The organism is Kocuria sp. KSNUG (assembly GCF_049532735.1).
Lineage (GTDB): Bacteria > Actinomycetota > Actinomycetes > Actinomycetales > Micrococcaceae > Kocuria > Kocuria rhizophila.
Map to the genome: position 1 here is coordinate 2,066,605 of NZ_CP150981.1, position 19,789 is coordinate 2,086,393.

Annotated in this window: 16 protein-coding genes; 6 read left to right on the top strand and 10 right to left on the bottom strand. The window is 71.0% G+C overall.

What is annotated here, in order from left to right; genetic code table 11:
- Positions 1 to 143: 143 nt before the first annotated feature.
- From AABM36_RS09005 to AABM36_RS09015, 3 genes are read right to left on the bottom strand one after another with little or no spacing between them, the layout of a single operon-like run.
- Positions 144 to 1,049: a Sir2 family NAD-dependent protein deacetylase gene (locus tag AABM36_RS09005; protein ID WP_423445891.1), complete on the bottom strand. Its 906-nt coding sequence runs from the start codon at positions 1,047 to 1,049 to the stop codon at positions 144 to 146.
- 1 nt (position 1,050) lies between these two features.
- The gene (locus tag AABM36_RS09010) at positions 1,051 to 1,512 is read right to left on the bottom strand and encodes a redoxin domain-containing protein (protein WP_423445893.1); all 462 of its coding nucleotides are present in this window, start codon (positions 1,510 to 1,512) and stop codon (positions 1,051 to 1,053) included.
- A 42-nt stretch (positions 1,513 to 1,554) separates the two neighbouring features.
- Positions 1,555 to 1,971, bottom strand: coding sequence for a DUF3052 domain-containing protein (locus AABM36_RS09015; RefSeq protein ID WP_019308992.1), 417 nt, complete (start codon positions 1,969 to 1,971; stop codon positions 1,555 to 1,557).
- A 372-nt stretch (positions 1,972 to 2,343) separates the two neighbouring features.
- Here AABM36_RS09015 and aceE point away from each other — a divergent pair, with 372 nt between their 5' ends.
- The 6 genes from aceE (at position 2,344) to AABM36_RS09045 (ending at position 10,365) form a co-directional block, all read left to right on the top strand.
- A complete protein-coding gene (aceE, locus tag AABM36_RS09020) occupies positions 2,344 to 5,082 on the top strand; it encodes a pyruvate dehydrogenase (acetyl-transferring), homodimeric type (RefSeq protein WP_423445895.1) in 2,739 nt (912 codons plus the stop codon).
- Positions 5,083 to 5,222: 140 nt separating this feature from the next.
- The gene (locus AABM36_RS09025; protein ID WP_423445897.1) at positions 5,223 to 6,458 is read left to right on the top strand and encodes a PucR family transcriptional regulator; all 1,236 of its coding nucleotides are present in this window, start codon (positions 5,223 to 5,225) and stop codon (positions 6,456 to 6,458) included.
- A 91-nt stretch (positions 6,459 to 6,549) separates the two neighbouring features.
- A complete protein-coding gene (locus AABM36_RS09030; protein ID WP_423445899.1) occupies positions 6,550 to 7,461 on the top strand; it encodes an ACP S-malonyltransferase in 912 nt (303 codons plus the stop codon).
- 57 nt (positions 7,462 to 7,518) lie between these two features.
- Entirely contained in the window at positions 7,519 to 8,586 is a 1,068-nt protein-coding gene (locus AABM36_RS09035; RefSeq protein WP_423445901.1) for a beta-ketoacyl-ACP synthase III, read from the top strand.
- Positions 8,587 to 8,735: 149 nt separating this feature from the next.
- Positions 8,736 to 8,981, top strand: coding sequence for an acyl carrier protein (locus AABM36_RS09040; protein ID WP_019308987.1), 246 nt, complete (start codon positions 8,736 to 8,738; stop codon positions 8,979 to 8,981).
- A gap of 121 nt (positions 8,982 to 9,102) precedes the next feature.
- Complete coding sequence (locus AABM36_RS09045) at positions 9,103 to 10,365, top strand: beta-ketoacyl-[acyl-carrier-protein] synthase family protein (protein ID WP_423445903.1); 1,263 nt, start codon at positions 9,103 to 9,105, stop codon at positions 10,363 to 10,365.
- A 341-nt stretch (positions 10,366 to 10,706) separates the two neighbouring features.
- Here AABM36_RS09045 and AABM36_RS09050 read toward each other — a convergent pair whose 3' ends face one another.
- The 7 genes from AABM36_RS09050 to lepB form a co-directional block, all read right to left on the bottom strand.
- Complete coding sequence (locus tag AABM36_RS09050; RefSeq protein ID WP_019308985.1) at positions 10,707 to 11,210, bottom strand: DUF3145 domain-containing protein; 504 nt, start codon at positions 11,208 to 11,210, stop codon at positions 10,707 to 10,709.
- A gap of 204 nt (positions 11,211 to 11,414) precedes the next feature.
- Positions 11,415 to 12,317 carry a tyrosine-type recombinase/integrase gene (locus AABM36_RS09055; RefSeq protein ID WP_423447934.1) on the bottom strand — a complete coding sequence of 301 codons (903 nt, stop codon included), beginning with the start codon at positions 12,315 to 12,317 and terminating at the stop codon, positions 11,415 to 11,417.
- A 190-nt stretch (positions 12,318 to 12,507) separates the two neighbouring features.
- The gene (gene dprA / locus AABM36_RS09060; RefSeq protein WP_423445906.1) at positions 12,508 to 13,785 is read right to left on the bottom strand and encodes a DNA-processing protein DprA; all 1,278 of its coding nucleotides are present in this window, start codon (positions 13,783 to 13,785) and stop codon (positions 12,508 to 12,510) included.
- A complete protein-coding gene (locus AABM36_RS09065; RefSeq protein ID WP_423445907.1) occupies positions 13,782 to 15,341 on the bottom strand; it encodes a YifB family Mg chelatase-like AAA ATPase in 1,560 nt (519 codons plus the stop codon). Before AABM36_RS09065 ends, dprA begins: the two co-directional genes overlap by 4 nt.
- Before the next feature lie 2,205 nt (positions 15,342 to 17,546).
- Positions 17,547 to 17,978 carry a YraN family protein gene (locus AABM36_RS09070; protein ID WP_423445909.1) on the bottom strand — a complete coding sequence of 144 codons (432 nt, stop codon included), beginning with the start codon at positions 17,976 to 17,978 and terminating at the stop codon, positions 17,547 to 17,549.
- A gap of 293 nt (positions 17,979 to 18,271) precedes the next feature.
- Entirely contained in the window at positions 18,272 to 19,030 is a 759-nt protein-coding gene (locus AABM36_RS09075) for a ribonuclease HII (RefSeq protein ID WP_423445911.1), read from the bottom strand.
- Positions 19,027 to 19,788 carry a signal peptidase I gene (lepB, locus tag AABM36_RS09080; RefSeq protein WP_423445913.1) on the bottom strand — a complete coding sequence of 254 codons (762 nt, stop codon included), beginning with the start codon at positions 19,786 to 19,788 and terminating at the stop codon, positions 19,027 to 19,029. The genes AABM36_RS09075 and lepB overlap by 4 nt, the downstream gene beginning before the upstream one ends.
- Position 19,789: the final 1 nt, after the last annotated feature.

The window sequence follows — 19,789 nt, forward strand, 5'->3', positions numbered from 1 at the left end:
CGGTGCCGCCGCCGTGCCGGCACGGGGCGGGAGACCGGAGACAGAGCGAGACCCCGACGACGTCCGCGGCTTCCCCTCCGCAGACCCCCGGGGTCTCGTGGTCCGAGTCTATGCGCTCCTCCGGGTGGGGGCAAGCACCGTCTTCAGTGGACCAGGCGGGCGGCGAGATCCGTGAGGAACTCCCCCACCTGGGCATCCACCTTGAGCGTGGCCAGCTCGTCCGCGCCGGTCACCCCGTGGTTGACGATCACCACGGGCTTCCCCTCCCGGGCCGCCTGCCGGACGTAGCGTCTGCCCGAGTTCACCGTCAAGGAGCTGCCGGCCACCAGCAGCGCGTCCGCGTGCGTCACCATCCGGCGGGCCAGCGCCACGTTCAGTGCCGTGGCGTTCTCCCCGAAGAACACGACGTCCGGCTTCAGCACCCCCTGGCACACCGGGCAGTCCCACACCCGGAACCCCGCGGTGTGCTCCACGGTGGCGTCCGCGTCCGGTGCGTACTCGACGTCCGCCCCGGAATCCATGCCGTCGTAGAACCCGGGGTTGAGCTCGTCGAGGTAGCGCGAGACCTCCTCCCGGGGAAAGCGCGAGCGGCACGAAGTGCACACGACCCACGCGTAGGTCCCGTGCAGGTCCACGACCGCGAGTGATCCCGCCTTCTGGTGCAGACGGTCGATGTTCTGGGTGATGATCCCGTCCACGGCGCCCGCCGCCTCCAGGGTGGCCAGAGCCGTGTGCGCCGCCGACGGCTCGGCGCGAGCCACGAAGTGCCAGCCGAACTGATTGCGCGCCCAGTAGTGGCGCCGGTTGCCCACGTCCGCCATGAACTCCTGGTAGGTCATGGGGTTGCGGGGTTTCGCGTCCGGCCCCCGGTAGTCGGGGATCCCGGAGGACGTGCTGACTCCGGCTCCCGTGAGGACGGCGATCCTGCGTCCCACGAGCAGCTCGTGGACGGGGCGCAGACCCGCCCGGGCGTCCAGGGCATCGGGGTCCGGGAACAAGTCCCGGTCCACGGGCGTGCCGTACCCGGCACGCAGCACCCGCGCCGGCATCTCAGGACCGGGGGAGGTTCTCGAGGACGGTGCGCAGCCGATCCCACGAGCGGGACTCGGTCATGTCCGCAGCACTCACGTCCCGGACCACGCCCTGGGAGTCCACCGTGATCGTGTGCCGCCGGGCGCACCCCTCCTGCTCGTCGAACACGCCGTAGCGCCGCGCCACCTCACCGTGGGGCCAGTGGTCCGAGAGCATCTCGAAGTCGTAGGACTCCTGCCGGGCGAAGGCGTCGAGACAGTGGTGGCTGTCCGTGGACACGCACAGCACCGTGGCACCGAACTCCTCGAAGGTGTCGGTGTGGTCCTGCAGGTGGCACAGCTCGTCCGTGCAGATGGGCGAGAACGCGAACGGGAAGAACACGAGCACCACCGGCGCGCCCCGGAACTGCGCGAGCGTGCGGATCTCGCCGTCCCTGTTGGTCAGCGCGAAGTCCGGTGCTGTGGATCCGATGTCGCTCATGTGGTCCTTTCCCACGGCGCGGACGGCGGGTGGCCGGGCACCTCAGAAGTTGCGCTTGGGGGCCAGTCGCGAGACGGTCCAGTCGGAGGAGACGCGCGCCGCGCTGGTGACGTGGAGGCCCGCGGTGGAGGCGGCTTCCTGAATGTCGGCGGGAGAGACGTGGTCCTCGCGGCCGGCCTTGGGGGTCAGGAGCCAGACCACGCCGCCGTCGTCGAGGGTGGTCTGCACGTCGACGAGCTCGTCCACGAGGTCACCGTCGCCGTCGCGCCACCACAGCACCACGGCGTCCACGACCTCTTGCGCGTCCTCGTCGAACAGCTCCGAGCCGATGGCCGCCTCGATCCGCTCCCGCAGGTCCGCATCGACGTCGTCGTCGTAGCCGAACTCCTGGACGTAGTCGCCGTCCTTCAGGTTCAGCTGCTCCGCAATGCTCTCCTCGGGGGCTTTCGCCTCGCTCACCGTGTCTCTCCTTCTCAGCTGTGTTGTGCGGGTCACCGGTGACCACCGGTCGGTGGTCCGGGCCCGTACCCACCGTGACGGGAGCGTCGACGGTGCGTAATAAAGACAACACTGCTTTAGCGCCACGTTCAAGCCACGGCACGGGCTCGCGGCCAAATCCGCACGCGTGGCGCTCCCCGGGAAGCGCGGGCAGAAGAGCGGGGACACGCAGATGTGACGCGCAGAACGCCGCCGGGGCAATCCCCCGGGCCGTAGCCTGTGACACCATGAAAGAACCACGGAGGCGGAGACGTTTCCGTCCACCCGACGCCTGACACACCGCTCCGCCACCGGGCACCCCGAGCACACGGAGCTGACGATAGAGAGGTTCTCGTGTCTTCCGACAGCAATCACCACATTCTGAGTGGCTTGACGAACAATCTCCAGGACGCGGACGCGCAGGAGACGCAGGAGTGGATCGAGTCCTTCGACGCGCTGATCCAGGCGCAGGGCACCGCGCGGGCGCAGTACGTCATGCGTGCCCTGCTGCAGCACGCCGGTACGCACTCCGTGGGTGTCCCCATGGTCACCACCTCCGACTACGTCAACACCATCCCCGTGGACCAGGAGCCCGAGTTCCCCGGTGACGAGGAGATCGAGCGCCGCTACCGTGCCTTCCTGCGCTGGAACGCGGCCGTCATGGTCCACCGCGCGCAGCGCCCGGGCGTCGGGGTGGGCGGTCACATCTCCTCCTACGCCGGCGTGGCCACCCTCTACGAAGTGGGCCTGAACCACTTCTTCCGTGGACCCGAACACCCCGGTGGCGGCGACCAGGTGTTCTTCCAGGGCCACTCCTCCCCCGGCAACTACGCCCGCGCGTACCTCGAGGGCCGCCTCACGGAGGAGCAGCTGGACGGGTTCCGCCAGGAGAAGACCAAGGCCCCGAACGGCCTGCCCTCCTACCCCCACCCGCGCAGCCTGCCCGACTTCTGGCAGTTCCCCACCGTGTCCATGGGCATCGGGCCCATGAACGCCGTGTACCAGGCGCAGTTCAACCGCTACCTGCACAACCGCGGGATCAAGGACACCTCCGAGCAGCACGTCTGGGCGTTCCTCGGCGACGGCGAGATGGACGAGCCCGAGTCGCGCGGCGTGCTGCAGCTCGCGGCCAACGACAAGCTGGACAACCTGACCTTCGTGGTCAACTGCAACCTGCAGCGTCTCGACGGCCCCGTGCGCGGCAACGGCAAGATCATCCAGGAGCTGGAGGCGTTCTTCCGGGGCGCCGGCTGGAACGTCATCAAGGTGGTGTGGGGCCGCGAGTGGGACGCCCTGCTGGAGGCGGACCACACCGGTGAGCTCGTGCGCATCATGAACGAGACCCTGGACGGCGACTACCAGACCTTCAAGGCGGAGTCCGGCGGCTTCGTGCGCGACCACTTCTTCGCCCGGTCCGCGGCCACCAAGGAACTCGTGGCGGACTACACCGACGAGCAGATCTGGAACCTCAAGCGCGGCGCCCACGACTACAACAAGGTCTACGCGGCGTACAAGGCGGCACTCGAGCACAAGGGCCAGCCCACCGTGATCCTGGCGCAGGGCATCAAGGGCTACGGCCTGGGCCCGCACTTCGAGGCGCGCAACGCCACGCACCAGATGAAGAAGCTGACGCTGGAGGACCTCAAGGCCTTCCGCGACCACCTGCGCATCCCCATCACGGACGAGCAGCTCGAGTCGGACCTCTACAACGCCCCGTACTACCACCCGGGCGCGGACTCCCCCGAGATCAAGTACCTGCTGGAGCGCCGCAAGGAGCTGGGCGGCTTTGTCCCGGACCGCCCGCACCCCCAGAAGGAGATCACGCTGCCCTCGGAGCGCGCCTACGCCTCCGGCAAGAAGGGCTCGGGCAAGCAGATGGCGGCCACCACCATGGCCTTCGTGCGCATCCTCAAGGACCTGATGCGCGAGAAGGACTTCGGCCACCGCATCGTGCCGATCATCCCGGACGAGGCCCGCACCTTCGGCATGGACTCGTTCTTCCCCACGGCCAAGATCTACAACCCCAACGGGCAGAACTACCTCTCCGTGGACCGCGAGCTGATGCTGGCCTACAAGGAGTCGGCCCAGGGTGTGATCCTGCACCCCGGGATCAACGAGGCCGGCGCCACCGCGGCCTTCACCGCCGCGGGCACGTCCTACGCGACCCACGGCGAGACCATGATCCCGGTCTACATCTTCTACTCGATGTTCGGGTTCCAGCGCACGGGTGACGAGTTCTGGGCCGCGGCGGACCAGATGGCCCGCGGGTTCGTCATCGGCGCCACCGCCGGTCGCACCACGCTCACGGGCGAGGGTCTGCAGCACGCGGACGGGCACTCCCCGATCCTCGCGTCCACCAACCCCGCGGTGATCCACTACGACCCCGCCTACGGCTACGAGATCGCGCACATCGTCAAGCGCGGCCTGGAGCACATGTACGGCACGGGCGACGAGGACCACAACGTCATGTACTACCTCACGGTGTACAACGAGCCCATCCACCAGCCCGCGGAGCCCGAGAACGTGGACGTGGACGGCATCGTCAACGGCATCTACCTGCTCAAGCCCGCGAAGACCGAGGGCCCGCGCGCCCAGCTGCTGGCCTCCGGCGTGGGTGTGCCGTGGGCGCTCGAGGCGCAGCAGATCCTCGCCGAGGAGTGGGGCGTGTCCGCGGACGTGTGGTCCGTGACCTCCTGGACCAACCTGCGCCGCGACGCGATGGCTGCGGAGCAGGACGCGTTCCTGGATCCCGAGTCCGGAGCACGCACCCCGTACATCACCCAGGCTCTGGCCGGGGCCACGGGTCCCGTGGTCGCCACGAGCGACTACGCCTCCCAGCTGCCGGACTCCGTGCGGCAGTACGTCCCCAACGACTGGGCCTCCCTGGGCGCCGACGGCTTCGGGTTCGCCGACACCCGGGCCGGTGCCCGCCGGTTCTTCACCATCGACGCCCACTCGATGGTGGTGCGGACCCTGGAGATGCTCGCCAAGCGGGGCGAGATCGACTGGTCCGCCCCGGCCGAGGCGCTCACGCGGTACAAGCTCACGGACCCCGCGGCCGGCACCTCCGGCAACGCCGGGGGCGACGCCTGAGCCGTCCCGCACCACCGACCCACCGCCCCCGCGCCCCTCATGGCGCGGGGGCGGCGTCGTCCTCGGAAAGGTTCCGTGCCCGGGCGGGGACCGAGCCGGTGCCTGGCCGGGCTCGGTGACGCATCGACTACCCTCGTCTCATGCCCACCGACGCCTCCGGGTCCGCACCCCGCAAGTCCCGCACCTCCCGCCGGGTGACGTGGCCCCTGCGCGGCCGGCAGCAGGCCGCCCCGCACCCCAGGACCCTGGAGAACCTCAAGGCCAACCTGGGGCAGGTCTCCACCGTGGCGGTGCAGCGGCTCGCGAGCACCCTGCCGTGGTTCTCGGAGCTGCGGGCGGACGAGCGGTCCGAGCTGGGTCTGCTGGCGCAGCGCGGCATCGCGTCCTTCGTGCGCTGGTACGAGAACCCCCAGGAGCCGGTGTGGGTGCTCACGGAGATCTTCAAGCAGGCCCCCACGGAGCTGACCCGGTCCATCACCCTGCAGAACGCCCTGCAGGTGCTGCGGATCGTCGTGGACGTCGTGGAGGAGAAGGTCCCGGAGCTCGCGCAGCACAACGACGAGGTGGCACTGCGCGAGGCCGTGCTGCGGTTCTCCCGCGAGGTCGCGTTCGCCGCCGCGGACGTCTACGCCAAGGCCGCCGAGAACAGGGGCTCGTGGGACGCCCGCCTCGAGTCCCTCGTGGTGGACGGCATCCTGCGCGGCGACCACTCGGACAACCTGCGCTCCCGGGTCTCCGCGCTGGGCTGGACGGACCGGGGGGACGTCACCGTGGTGGTGGGACGCGCGCCCAGCACCAACGGACCCGCCGGCGTGGAACGGATCCGGCGCGTCGTCGAGCGCCACGCCGCGGAGTGCCTGGTGGCCATCCAGACCGACCGGCTGGTCCTCGTCCTGGGTGGGGTCAAGGACGGGGCCCGGTCCCTGTCCCGGCTCGCGAGCGTGTTCGGGGAGGGTCCCGTGGTCCACGGTCCCCCCGTGGCCACCGTGTTCGAGGCCAAGGAGTCGGCGGACCGCGCCAACGCGGGGCTGCGAGCGGTGGCGGCCTGGCCCCAGGCGCCCCGGCCCACGGACTCCGAGGACCTGTGGCCCGAGCGGGCCATCAGCGGGGACCCGCTGGCGCTCGCCGCCATGGTCGACGCCGTGTGGGAGCCGCTGTCCGCCTCCTCCACCGGCCTGGTGGACACCCTCACCACCTACCTCAGCGTGGGCCACTCCCTGGAGGCCACGGCGCGCGAGCTCTTCGTCCACGCGAACACCGTGCGGTACCGGCTCCGGCGCGTCAGCGACATCACCGGCTGGGACCCCCTGCTGCCCCGGGACGCCTTCGTGCTGCACTGCGCGCTGCTCGCGGGGCGGCTGTCGGGCACCGACTGACATGGGCTTGTAGGGAAGCCACAAATCCCCCTGCTCGGCTTGGTGCGGCCCACTGTGCCGCGGCGGCCCCCCGACTTGGTGGAATGAACGGGTGAATGCACTCGTCTGCCCCGGTCAGGGGTCACAGAAACCAGGATTCCTCTCCGAGTGGCTGACCGTGCCGGGCGTTCCCGAGCACCTCGCGCAGCTCTCCGACGCCGCCGGGCTGGACCTCGCGCACTACGGCACCGAGGCGGACGAGGACACCATCAAGGACACCGCGGTGGCCCAGCCGCTGATCGTCGCCGCGGGACTCCTCGCCGGGCGGCTGCTCGCCCCCCAGCTCGAAGGACGCTCCGACGTGGTGCTCGCCGGGCACTCGGTCGGTGAGATCACGGCCGCGGCCCTGGCCGGCGTGCTGACCGAGGCCGACGCCATGCGCTTCGTGCGGGTCCGCGCCACCGAGATGGCTGCCGCCGCCGCGGCAACCCCCACGGGCATGGCCGCCGTCCTCGGTGGCACCCCGGACGACGTCGCCGCCGCCATCTCCGCCGTGGGCGCCACGGCCGCGAACGCCAACGGGGCCGGTCAGGTGGTGGCCGCAGGAACCCTCGAGCAGCTCGACGCGCTCGCCGAGAACCCGCCCACCCGCGCCAAGGTGGTCAGGCTCAAGGTGGCCGGCGCCTTCCACACGGAGCACATGGCCCCGGCCCTGCAGCCGCTGCGGGCCCTCGTTCCCGAGCTCTCCCCACGAGACCCCGAGCACGCACTGCTGAGCAACCACGACGGCGCCCGCACCCCCGGTGGCGCGGCCTTCCTGGACTCCCTCGTGGAGCAGGTGTGCCGCCCCGTGCGCTGGGACGCCTGCATGGCCACCCTCGCGGACATGGGCGTCACGCAGGTCGTGGAGCTGCCGCCCGCCGGAACCCTCGTGGGACTGGCCAAGAGGGGTCTCAAGGGTGTCCCCGCAACGGCGGTCAACACCCCGCAGGACCTGGACCTCGTGCGGAGTACGCTGACCTGAGAAGGGTGATCCACCCGCACTCGCTGAGATCCGCACCATCGAAGGAGTCGGCCTCCCGTGGCGACCATCAAACAGAACATTCCCCACGCCCACACGCGCATCCTGGGCATCGGCGCCTACCGGCCGTCGGAGATCGTGACCAACGACGACGTCTGCCAGTGGATCGACTCCTCGGACGAGTGGATCGTCAAGCGCACCGGCATCCACACCCGCCACCGCGCGCCGGCTGACGTGTCGGTCCTGGACATGGCGGAGCACGCGGCACGCGAGGCGCTCGAGAACTCCGGTCTCACCGGTGACCAGCTGAGCACGATCATCGTCTCCACGGTGTCCTTCCCGTACCTCACGCCCTCCGTGGCCGCCAAGCTCGCGGACCGTCTCGGGGCCACGCCCGCCGCCGCGTACGACGTCTCCGCGGCGTGCGCGGGGTACTGCTACGGGATCGCCCAGGCGGATGCGCTCGTGCGCTCCGGTGACTCCACCAACGTTCTCGTGATCGGCGTGGAGAAGCTCTCCGACGTGATCGAGAACTCGGAGCGCTCCATCTCCTTCCTGCTCGGAGACGGCGCCGGGGCCGTCGTGATCGGCCCGTCGGACGTCCCGGGCATCGGGCCGTCGGTCTGGGGTTCGGACGGCTCCAAGTGGGACGCCATCCGCATGACCCACCCGCTCACCGACATCCGCGCCGTCGAGCGCGGGGGTGAGCGGAGCTTCGCCAAGGATCTCGTGGACCCGGAGACCGGCGAGATGGACCCGGAAGCCACCATGTGGCCCACGCTGCGCCAGGACGGGCCGACCGTGTTCCGCTGGGCCTCGTGGGAGGGCGCCCGAGTGGCCCAGGAAGCACTGGACGCCTCCGGTCTGGCACCCGAGGACCTCGCCGCGTTCGTGCCGCACCAGGCCAACATGCGGATCATCGACCAGATGGCCAAGGTGCTCAAGCTCCCCGAGTCCGTGATCGTGGCCCGGGACATCGCCGAGGCCGGCAACACCTCCGCGGCCTCCATCCCCCTGGCAACCCACCGCCTGCTCGCGGAGCACCCGGAGCTGTCCGGCAAGCCCTCCCTGCAGATCGGTTTCGGGGCCGGTCTGGTGTACGGCGCCCAGGTGGTGCTCCTGCCCTGATCCAGTCCCCGGGGTGTCGTAGGGTTAGACCGCACACCTCTTGTCCACGGACCGCCCGAGCGATCGGGGGCTCCGAACGGGGGTTCCACCGAAGCCCCGTGGTCACGAAGAACGGTTGCGTTGCGCGACCTCAACGAAAGGAAGCCGAAATGGCGAGCAAAGACGAAATCCTGGCCGGCCTGGCAGAGATCGTGAACGAAGAGACCGGCCTCGAGACCGAAGCCGTGCAGCTCGACAAGTCCTTCACCGAGGACCTCGACATCGACTCGATCTCCATGATGACCATCGTGGTCAACGCCGAGGAGAAGTTCGACGTCACCATTCCCGACGAAGAGGTCAAGAACCTCAAGACCGTCGAGGACGCCGTCAACTTCATCGACAACGCCCAGGCCTGATGCCCGGGCGAGCGGTGGCGCACCCCCTGTGCAGGAGGTGCGCCACCGCCGTCACGCCAGGTGGCTGGACAGCAGCAGCTCCTGGAACACCTGCGATTTCGGACACGAGGAAGTGCAGAACATGTCCCGCAAAGTAGTCGTCACCGGCCTGGGTGCCATCACGCCCATCGGTGAGAACGTCCAGGAGACCTGGAAGAACGCACTCAAGGGCGTCTCGGGCGTTCACGCCCTCGAACAGGACTGGGTCGAGGAGTACGACCTCCCCGTCCGCATCGGCGCCCAGTGCCCCAAGCCCGCGGAGAACGTGGTCTCCCGCGTACAGGCCAAGCGTCTGGATCCCTCCGGCCAGCTGTCCGTGGCGGCGGCCCGCGAAGCGTGGACCGATGCCGGGTTCTCCGGCCAGGACGCGGACACCAGCGACGACGTCGACCCGCTGCGCCTGGGCGTAGCCTTCGGCACGGGCATCGGCGGCGTGTGGACCCTCCTGGACGGCTGGGACACCATGCGCACCAAGGGCCCCCGCCGGGTCAAGCCCATGACGGTTCCCATGCTCATGCCCAACGGAAACGCCTCCTCCGTGAGCATGGAGTTCAAGGCCCGTGCCTGCGCCATCACACCGGTGTCGGCGTGCGCCTCCGGGACCGAGGCCTTTTTCCAGGGTCTGCAGCTGATCCGCTCCGGCAAGGCGGATGTGATGATCGTGGGCGGCGCAGAGAGCGCCATCCACCCTATGAACGTGGCCGCGTTCAACTCCATGCAGGCACTGTCCCGCCGCAATGACGAGCCCGAGCGCGCCTCCCGCCCCTTCGACATGGACCGTGACGGGTTCGTCATGGGCGAGGGCGCAGGAGCGGTGATCCTCGAGTCCGAGGAGCACGCGAGGGCACGCGGCGCCCGGATCTACGCCGAACTGGCCGGTGCCGGGCTCAGCTCGGACGCGTTCCACATCACCGCGCCGGCCACCGGGGAGGACGGCGGCCCCGCTCGTGCCCTGCGGGAGGCCATGGAGTCCGGGGACTTCGCGCCCGCGGACATCAAGCACGTCAATGCCCACGCCACCTCCACCCCCGTGGGTGACGTGCCAGAGGCGAGTGCCCTGCGCGTGGCGTTCGGTGACGCGGTGGACCAGATGGCCGTGTCCGCCACCAAGTCCATGACCGGCCACCTGCTCGGCGGATCGGGTGCCGTGGAGGGTGTCCTGGCCGTCCTCGCCCTGACCGAGCGGATGGCGCCCTGCACCATCAACCTGGAGAACCAGGATCCGCGCATCGACCTGGACGTGGTCACCACGGCGCGGGAGCTCCCGGCCGGTGACATGGTCGCGATCTCCAACTCCTTCGGGTTCGGCGGACACAACTCCGTCGCCGCGTTCCGAACCGTGTGATGGCGTCCCCGGCCCCCTCGCGGGGTCGGGACGCGCACCTGTGACAGAGCCCGGTGCTCCCCTCTGCGGGGAGCGCCGGGCTCTGTTGTCTCGGGGTTGAGCTGCGTGGTTGGACGGGGGCTGGGCACACCGGTTCGCGGTGAGGGAGCCGTGGGACACCAGCGCCCCACGCCGGTTCTTCCGGAGGGACCAGAACCGCCACGTCAGCGATCGCGCCACCTCACCGCAGACGTCGTCACCCCGCCATTTCCCTGAGGTGAGAGGTGCAGCGCGCGCCGCGGACGGAGGTGCGGCTGCGCTGTTCGGGAGGCGCGGGTGCGGGTGCTCGGGAATGCCCTCGATCAGCCCACGCGGTGGAGCCAGCGCACGGGAGCGCCCTCGGCCGCGTGGCGGAACGGTTCGAGCTCCTCGTCCCAGGCCTCACCCAGCGCGAGCGAGAGCTCCTCCACCACGGCGGCGGGATCTCCCCCTGCCGCCTCGAAGGCGTAGCGGATCCGGTCCTCGCTCACGCAGATGTTCCCGGCGACGTCCGTGGTGGCGTGGAAGATGCCCAGGTCCGGGGTGAAGGACCACCGGGACCCGTCGCTGCCCTGGCTGGCGTTCTCGGTCACCTCGAAGCGGACCCGGCCCAGGGTGCGCAGGGCAGACGCGAGGAGCGCGCCGGTGCCGGCACGGCCGGACCACTCGAGTTCGGTGCGGACGCAACCGGGCTCGGCGTTCTGCGGGGTCCACTCAAGATCCGTCCGCCGATGCGACACGGATTCCAGTGCCCACTGGATGTGGGGGCAGAGCGCCTGGGGCGCGGAGTGCACGTAGAGCACTCCGCGCGTGGTGGGTGAAGACATAGCCTGTTCCTCCGTCGTGTAGGTACGTCTTCCCCAACGTCCTGCTCGGAAGTTCAGTGCTGTCAGCCCGGCGCCGTGATGCAGTTGAAGCGAGTGAGGTGACGTTCGCCACGGATTCGAGGCCGGTGCGAACTTCCTCACTCGGGTTCATTGTCCAGCAGGGCCCACCCACGGTCAACCTGGTGGGCGCTGCGAGCTTGAATGTCAAGCTCGGGGGTGTGCCTGTGAGTACGCCCGTCGGAGCCGATCGACGGACACGTGGGTGTAGATCTGCGTGGTGGCCACGGTGGCATGGCCCAGGAGCTCCTGCACGGTGCGCAGGTCCGCTCCCCCGTCCAGCAGGTGGGTGGCCGCGCTGTGCCGCAGGCTGTGCGGGCCGCGAGCGCCGGTGTCCGGAACGCTGCCGAGTTCCCTCGCCACGACCCCCCGGGCTACGCGCTGATCGATGCGCGCCCCACGAGCCCCGAGGAACAGGGCGTCGGCGGCGCGCGGCCCTGCGAGGGCAGACCGCCGGTGCTCCCAGAGGTCAAGTGCCTCCCCCGCCCGCTGTCCGTAGGGCACTCGCCGCTGCTTGTTCCCTTTGCCCGTCACGGTGAGCACGTGCTGCGCGCGGTCGAGATGGGCGCGGTCCGCCCCCACGAGCTCGCCGATGCGCGCACCCGTGGCGTAGAGCAGTTCCAGCAGAGCCCAGTCCCGCGCGGCCAGCGCGGCGGCCCGTTCGTCCTCGTGCTCCCCCAGCGCCGTGTCCGCGAGAGTGTCCAGCATGGTGGACAGCGCGGTGGCTCCGACGACCTCCGGCAGGTGGCGTGCAGGGCGGGGGCCTTTGAGCCCGGCGGCCGGATCGTGACGCAGCCCCTGGGTGTCCACGGCCCAGTGGAAGAACGTGTGCACCGCGGCGATGCCCCGGGTGATCGAGCTGCGGGCCAGCCCCCGCTGGTGCCGGTCGGCGAGCCAGCCGCGCAGAGCGTCCCGGTCCAGCAGGTCGATGTCGTCGATGCCCGTCACGCGCATCCAGCGCGACAGGTCCGCGATGTCGGTGGTGTAAGCCCGAACCGTGTTCTCGCTGCGCGAGCGCTCGAGACCGAGATGGGCACGGAATCCGGGCAGGTAGTGGTCGAGCGGCCCGGGTTCCGGGCTCGTCGCCGGGGCCGTTCGCTCCGCGGCGTCGACGGATCGGGAGGAGCGTGTTTGAGACGCGGCTCTCCCGTTCGTCGTCGCTCGTCCCCCCGTGGCGGTGCGCTCGACCGTGGAGGGGCGTCCGCCGGCGGATGTGCGCCCGCCCGTGGAGGTGCGTCCGTCAGCGGGAGTTTCGTCCTGGCCGGCCATGCTGGGAGCCTACCCGTCGCCAGCCCAGGAGTGAGTCCATGGCCAGGCCGCGCTCCCGCAGAGTGACCAGACCGGCCAGGACGTCCCCCGGTGCCAGCCCTGAGACGCGGCAGAGTGACGAGGGATCCGCATCGCGGTGCAGGGGCAGGGCGTCGAAGAGGCGCAGCAGCTGGGGGTCCAGATCGTCCTCGGGACGAAGGTCCCGGCCGCTCGCGCCTGCGTGGGTGGCACCGGGCGGGGTGCCCAGTGGCTCCACGAGCTCGAGAACTTCGCTCCCGTTGTTGACGAGCACCGCGTGGTCCTCCCGCACGAGGCGGTGGCAACCCGCCGAACTGCCCACGAGCACGTCTCCGGGCACGGCCGCCACCTCCCGGGAGAGCCCCGCGGCGTGCCGTGCCGTGTTCAGGGATCCCGAGCGCCACGCGGCCTCCGTGACCACCGTGGCGCACGTGAGAGCCGCGATGATCCGGTTGCGCTGCAGGAACCTGTACCGGGTGGGAGCGCATCCGAAGGGCACCTCGCTCAGCAGCAGTCCGTGCTCGCAGATCCGCCCGAGCAGCTCGGCGTTGCCCGCGGGGTAGAACCTGTCCACGCCGCAGGCCAGGACCGCCACGGTGGCGCCGGGTCCCGCCGCGGTCTGCAATGCCGTGGTGTGCGCTTCGGCGTCGATCCCGAAGGCCCCCCCGGACACCACGCACCGGTCGGCGGCCACCAGTTCCCGGGTGATGCCCCGCGTCACGGCCGCGCCGTACGCGCTGGCGTTGCGGGACCCCACCACGGCCACGCTGCCCTGGAGCAGTCCCAGTAGCGCCCGGTCTCCGCGTCCCCACAGGACGATCGGCTGCTGCAGCCCCAGATCAGCCAGCTGCGCGGGCCAGTCCGGGTCCTCCGGAATCACCGTCCAGGCTCCGATCCGCAGAGCGTGGCGGCGCTCGACGTCCGTCGCGGGGACCGGCAACCGGGACCGCCATGCTTCAAAACGTGCCGTCAGGTCGGGAGTGCGTGAGCCCGGAAGCCACTCCTGGGAAGCCTTGTGCAGCACTGAGCGCAGTGAGCGAGTGGGTTCCTGCAGCTCGGTGATGCTTCGCCACAGCATCTGGGGTCCGAGCGCCTGGAGCAGGAGCAGCCCGGCTGTGTCGCTCGGTTCGATGATGCGCGCCAGACGAATGCGACACGCCCGCACGTCCTCCGAGGGACCGGCCGGGTGCTGGACATCTGCGACGTTGTCACCGTGCTGGTCACCGGTCATGTCGTCACCGTGGTCTTGAAGTAGAGGGCCAGTTGAACGTGCTCGCGGGTGGGAACCGTGGCGCCTTCGAGGTCCGCAAGGGTCCAGGCCACGCGCAGGACCTTCACGAATCCTCGGGCGGTGAGCACCCTGCGCTCCATAGCGGCCTTCAGCGGCTCCACGGCGTCAACACCCGGGGAGAGTCTGCGGCGCAGCAGTGCACCGGGGACGCTCGCGTTGACCCGGCAACCCAGGGGACGGAGCCGTTCCTGCTGGGCGGCCCGGGCGCAGACGACCCGTTGCGCAACGCTCGCGCTGCTCTCGGGAGCATCCCCCGACACCGCGCTGAGCTCCTGGTAGGTCACCGCGGGCACCCGCAGCTGCACGTCCACTCTGTCCAGCAGTGGGCCCGAGAGTTTCCCGAAGTAGCGGCGGCGCTGCACCGAGCTGCACGTGCACGCCTGTCCGGTGCCGCCCGCGTGGCCGCATGCGCAGGGGTTGGCGGCCAGCACGAGCTGGAACGCTGCGGGATACTGCGCCACGGACTGGGCCCGCGCGATCGTGACCGTGCCGGACTCGAGGGGTTGCCGCAGCGCGTCCAGCACCCGGCGGTCGAACTCGGGTGCCTCGTCCAGGAACAACACGCCGCGATGGGCCAGGGAGATGGCACCGGGCCGGGGCATGCCACTGCCACCCCCGCACATGGCGGGCATCGTGGTCCCGTGGTGCGGGGATTGGAAAGGGGGCCGCCTGATGAGGGCCGAGCACGCAGAGTCTCCACGCAGGGAGTGGACCGAGGTGACCTCGAGCGAGTCCTCGTCCTCGAGGTCCGGCAGAATTCCCGGCAGGCGCTCCGCGAGGAGGGTCTTGCCCGCGCCCGGTGGGCCGACCATGAGCAGGTGGTGACCCCCGGCTGCCGCAATCTCCAGGGCCTTGCGTCCTTCGATCTGACCCACCACGTCTCTCAGGTCCCGCGTGTCCTGGTCGAGGGAGATCGCCCTGGGTCGCGGGGCTTGCGAGGGTGCCGTTCCCCGCGCGGCGGGCTCCGCCCGGGCCGCAAGCGTGGGATCTGCCCCGAACTCGACCAGCAGACGGGCCAGGTGCTCGGCTGAGCTCACCGTCGCGCCCGTGACGAGTTCGGCCTCCGCCCGGTTGGCATCCGCCACCACGACGTGCGGGCAACCGTCCCGCACGGCCGCGAGAACCGCCGGGAGCACTCCCCTGACCGGGCGGAGGGAGCCGTCCAGCCCCAGCTCGGCATAGAAGACGGTGTCCGGGGGAACTCGCACCACGCCCTGGGCGCTGAGGACCGCCATCACGACGGCGACGTCGAAGTGCGAACCTCGTTTGGGAAGGGTGGCCGGCGAGAGGTTGACCGTGATCTTGCGCGGGGACAGCGGGGCGCCGGCGTGACGTGCCGCGGAACGGATGCGTTCCTTGGACTCGTTGACCGCCTGGTCCGGCAGCCCGATGATCGTGAAGCCCGGCAGCGACTGCCCGATGTCCGCCTCCACGTCCACCACGTGCCCCTCCAGGCCGATCAGGGCGACACTGCGGCTGCGGGCGAACCCCTTCACCGGGCACCTGCCAGCGCGGCGAGGGGCGGTTGGGCGAGAACTGAAGTCATGGCACCCACCGTGCCTTCCCGCCGCACACCCCTCCACGATTTTCACGCAGTGTGCAGGGCGCTCACCGTGCTCCAGCGGCGTCAAAGACGCCCTGGGTGCCGCACGGGATCAGTCGCGCGACGCAAGACGGGTGCCTCCCATCACGGCCCGCGCTCAGGATGTGTGGGGTCCACCCGGGGCCCGGACCTCCTACGAGAACCACGGAGGTGCCTTACCGATGCAGGGATGGCGCCATGACCGATCCGGGACGCACGGTGCCACCGAACGCACTCCTGCCGGTCCGCGGCCAGGCTTGGGGACTTCCGGGGACGCGATCCTGGAATTCCGACGGCCCGGTGGCAGTGTCACATTGCGCGGCCGCTCCACGGGCCCCTCGACTGCCCGGGGCTCGACGGCATCTCGGAGCTGGGCGTGGGAGCCGCCGAGGGGTCGCGCCTCGCCAACTCAAGCAGCGGGATCCTCAGGGCAGGTTTCCGGCGGCGGCAACTCCCCTGGTCCTGGCGGCGCGGGGGTCGACACCGGGAACGACCCGGGCGCCGCGGGTCCAGGTGTCGGCTCCGGACGCGCTTCCGGCGCCCTGGGTTCGGGAGTTGGGGATGACCCGGGCACGCCGGGAGCGGGCGAGGGCGCCGGAGTCGTCCTGGGCGCCGTAGCAGCCGGAGGCGGAAGTGCCGGAGATGAGTTGGGCACCGTGGGACCGTGCGTCGGCACCGGACGCGCCCCCGGCACGCCGGGAACGGGGGTCGCGACGGGGGATGACCCCGGCACCGTGGGAGCCGGAGCAGCCGTCGGAGAGGTACCCGGCACCGTGGGAGGCTGCGCCGGACGCGCCGGGGCCACAGTCGCAGGAACCGTTCTGATGGGCGCGGGAGCACTCGGGTCGGGCACTCCGGGAGACGGAGCTCCGGCGCCCGGTTCCCCGCCACCGGGGTCTCCAGGTCCGGGCTCCACGGGCCCGGGGTTGGTGGGCCCCGGGTCCACGGGCCCGGGATCCACGGGACCCGGGTCAATGGGCCCTGGATTGACGGGCCCCGGGTCCACCGGACCTGGGTCAACCGGACCGGGTTCCTCGGGGCCGGGCACGATCGGATCCGGCACCACGGGCCCGGGAAGGGCGGGGTCCACCGGCGCACCCGGCGCGGGACTGCCGGACGGCACGGGCTCCTCCGGCCGCGGATCCGCAAGATCCCCGCCGGGCCCCCCACTCGACCCGTTCCCGGGGTCCTCCTGGTACTCGTCATGCTCCAGCGGAATGCTGGAGTCCCACGACTCCGTGCCCGCACCCCCGTGGCGCCCCGTGTCGGGGTGGAGCCGCACGGGTGCCACTTCGCGGTCCCCGATCACCGGCACCAGTTCGAGGCTCGCGAAGCCTTCGGGAATTCCGTCGATGTCCCCCACCAGGACATTGCGTCCCTTCTGACCGGCGGGGACGGAGCCCGTGGCGGACTTGGCGGCGTGGGCGATCCGGCGTTTCACCTGGCACGCGGTCTCCTTGGAGAGGGCCGAGCCGTCCGGTGCCCGGTAGGCGCCCTCGAAGGATCGGGGCTGCCACTTCTTGACCGCCCGTGACACGTGCTCCAGCTGGTAGGTGGCGCCGTCCCTGGCTGTGAGGATGAGGCGGCTCACGGAGACGGGTGAGCGACCCACGGTGTCGTCGATCTCCACCGAGGCGTAGGTGGCTCGTTCGACCCCCGCCTCCCGCCGCAGCCGTTCGAGTTCGTCACTGGACGGGACTGCCGCTGGGACCGTGATCCGCACAGTGGCACCGTTGGGCAGTGCGGCGCGGAAGGTGCCGGGGTGCAGGTCTCCGTCTGCCGAGACCACGGACGAGCTGACGGTGGGGGCACCGCTCGGAGCGCCCCCGGTCTGGGAGCAGGCGACGACGCCCAGTGCCACAGCTGCCGCCACAGCGGTGGCCGACAGCGCATGCGGCAACCACGCAACGGTTCTCATGCGATTCCCCCGTCCACGGACGCCCGGTACCTGCCCCGTCATACCGTGACACGCGGCACAGGGGATCTCCTAATGCTCGGCGCACCCGCGTGAATGTGTCCAGCCCCGGGGCAGCAGCTGCGGGCCACAAGGCGTGTCACAGCGCGGTGGGCCGCTCCGTTGCGACCAGCCGGGCGATCTCCGGCCCGGGCAGCCCCGTGGTCAGAGCCAGCCGATGGAACCCACGTGCTCCACACGCGGCGAGGACCCTCTGGGCCAGTGCACGGCGACCACATCCACGGACGGGATCCCGGCCTGACCGTTCTCACGGGCCCAGGCACGGGCGAGGACGTGGAGGCGCCGCAGCTTCTCGGCACCCACGGCCTCGCACGGGTGGCCGAAGTCCCCTCCGGTGCGTGTCTTGACCTCGAAGACCGTGACCGCGCCGTGGCGTTGCGCCACGATGTCCAGCTCGCCCCGTGGGCGCCCCGGGGCCGGCGCCGGCCTCCAGTTGCGGTCCCTCACGGTCCATCCGGAGCGCTCCAGCAGGCCGGCGATCAAATCTTCGCCGGCTCGCCCGGTGCTGATGTGGGGAGCCCCGGGAGGGTTCGAGGTCGACTGGTGGTCGGGGCGCTGGGCTGCGGGCGCGGTCATGACTCCACTGTGGGGCTCATGGCGGCACGGCGGCACCCCCGGCCCGCGGCTGTGGAGGGCGGGTGGGGCAGCCAGGGCGAGGAGCTCGCCGAGCCGCGGGGCACGCCCTTGCTCCCCGGACCGGCCGGCCGGGCCAATCGACCGCCCGACCGGCCCGCTCAGCACTGCCTGTCCCGGAGCCGCGTGCACCCAGGCCGTAACCGTTGCCCCGCCGCGGAGCCCGCCGGACCAACACCGCCGCGGAGCCCGCCACGCAAACGCCGGCCGGAGTTCCGCAGCGCACTCACCGCGACCTACCCCGCGCCCAGGTTCCAGCTCAGCCGGTGGTGGTCGGTGGTGCCCCGTTCCGCGAGCGCGGCACGGTGGGCAGCGCTGCCGTATCCCTTGTTGGACGCCCAGTCGTAGTCCGGGTGCTCCCGGTGCAGCTCCCCCATGAGGGCGTCGCGCTCGACCTTCGCCAGGATGGACGCGGCGGCCACGCTCACGCACTGCGCGTCCGCCTTGACCAGCGTGTGCACCACGGCAGGCAGCTCGACCGGGTCCTCGGCCTGGCCCAGCACCGCGGGCGCGTCCAGCCAGTTGTACGAACCGTCCAGGATCAGCGCGTCCACGGGCACACCCGCACCTTGCACCGCGTCCAGGGCGCGCAGACCGGCGAGCCGCAGCGCGGCGTTGATGCCCAGCTCGTCGATCTCCCGCGGTTGCGCGTGGCCGACGGCCGTTGCCGCGGCCCACGCGCCGATCGTGGGCGCCAGGGCTGCGCGGCGTGCGGGGCTGAGGGCCTTGGAGTCCCGCACCCCCTCCCAGGGGCGCGGTGCGTGCGGTCCCGGACCGTCCGGCGTCGACGGCGCCCGCTCACCCTGGGAGGCACCCGCCGCCGGGGTGCCCACGAACAGGGATGGGACGTCCAGCACCACGACCCCCACGCTCGCCGGACCCGCCAGCGCGCCGCGGCCCACCTCGTCCATCCCGGCCACGAAGCGTGCCCCGCGCTGCGCGAGCGACACCTCCACGTCGAGAGTGGTGACCGGGGTGGCGCGCGCGGCGCTCACTGCCCGCCGGCCGCAGGGACGTCCTGGAAGGTCTCCTCGGGGTTGTGGAGGAACTGGAACCTGTCCAGCGGCCAGGCGATCACGAAGGCGGTGCCCACGATGTCCTCCTCGCTCACGAACTGCGTGCCGGTCTCGATGTGGAAGCGCGAGTCCGCCGAGGCGTTGCGGTGGTCGCCCATCACGAAGACCTTGCCCTCGGGAACGGTGACGTCGAAGGCGAAGTCGGAGGGTGCGGCTCCGGGGTAGATGTAGGGCTCGTCGAGCGGCTGGCCGTTGACGGACACCTTGCCGGAGGCGTCGCAGCACGTCACGTGGTCGCCGCCCACGCCGATCACGCGCTTCACCAGGGCCTGCTGGCTGCTGTCCGGCAGCAGACCGACGAACTCGAGGCCCTCGCGGACGGGCCCGGTGCGAGTCTCGGGGGCTTCGGGCAGCCAGCCCTGGGTGTCGTCGAAGACCACGATGTCCCCGCGGTCGATGTGCCCGGTCTTGGCCCCGATGACGTTGACGAAGATGCGGTCGTCCAGCTCGAGGGTCTGCTCCATGGAGCCCGAGGGGATGTAGTAGCCGCGCACCAGGAAGGTCTTGACCACGAAGGCGATGACCACGGCGAGCGCCATGACGATCAGGATCTCCCGGACCGCGTTCCATCCCGGTGACCTCTTCGCGGCGCTGCCGCCGCTGCCGCGCCGCGTGGGCTGGGCGGCGTCGTCCTGGGGGTGGGCGCCGTTCGCGCCGGCGTCGTGCTGCTCAGCCACT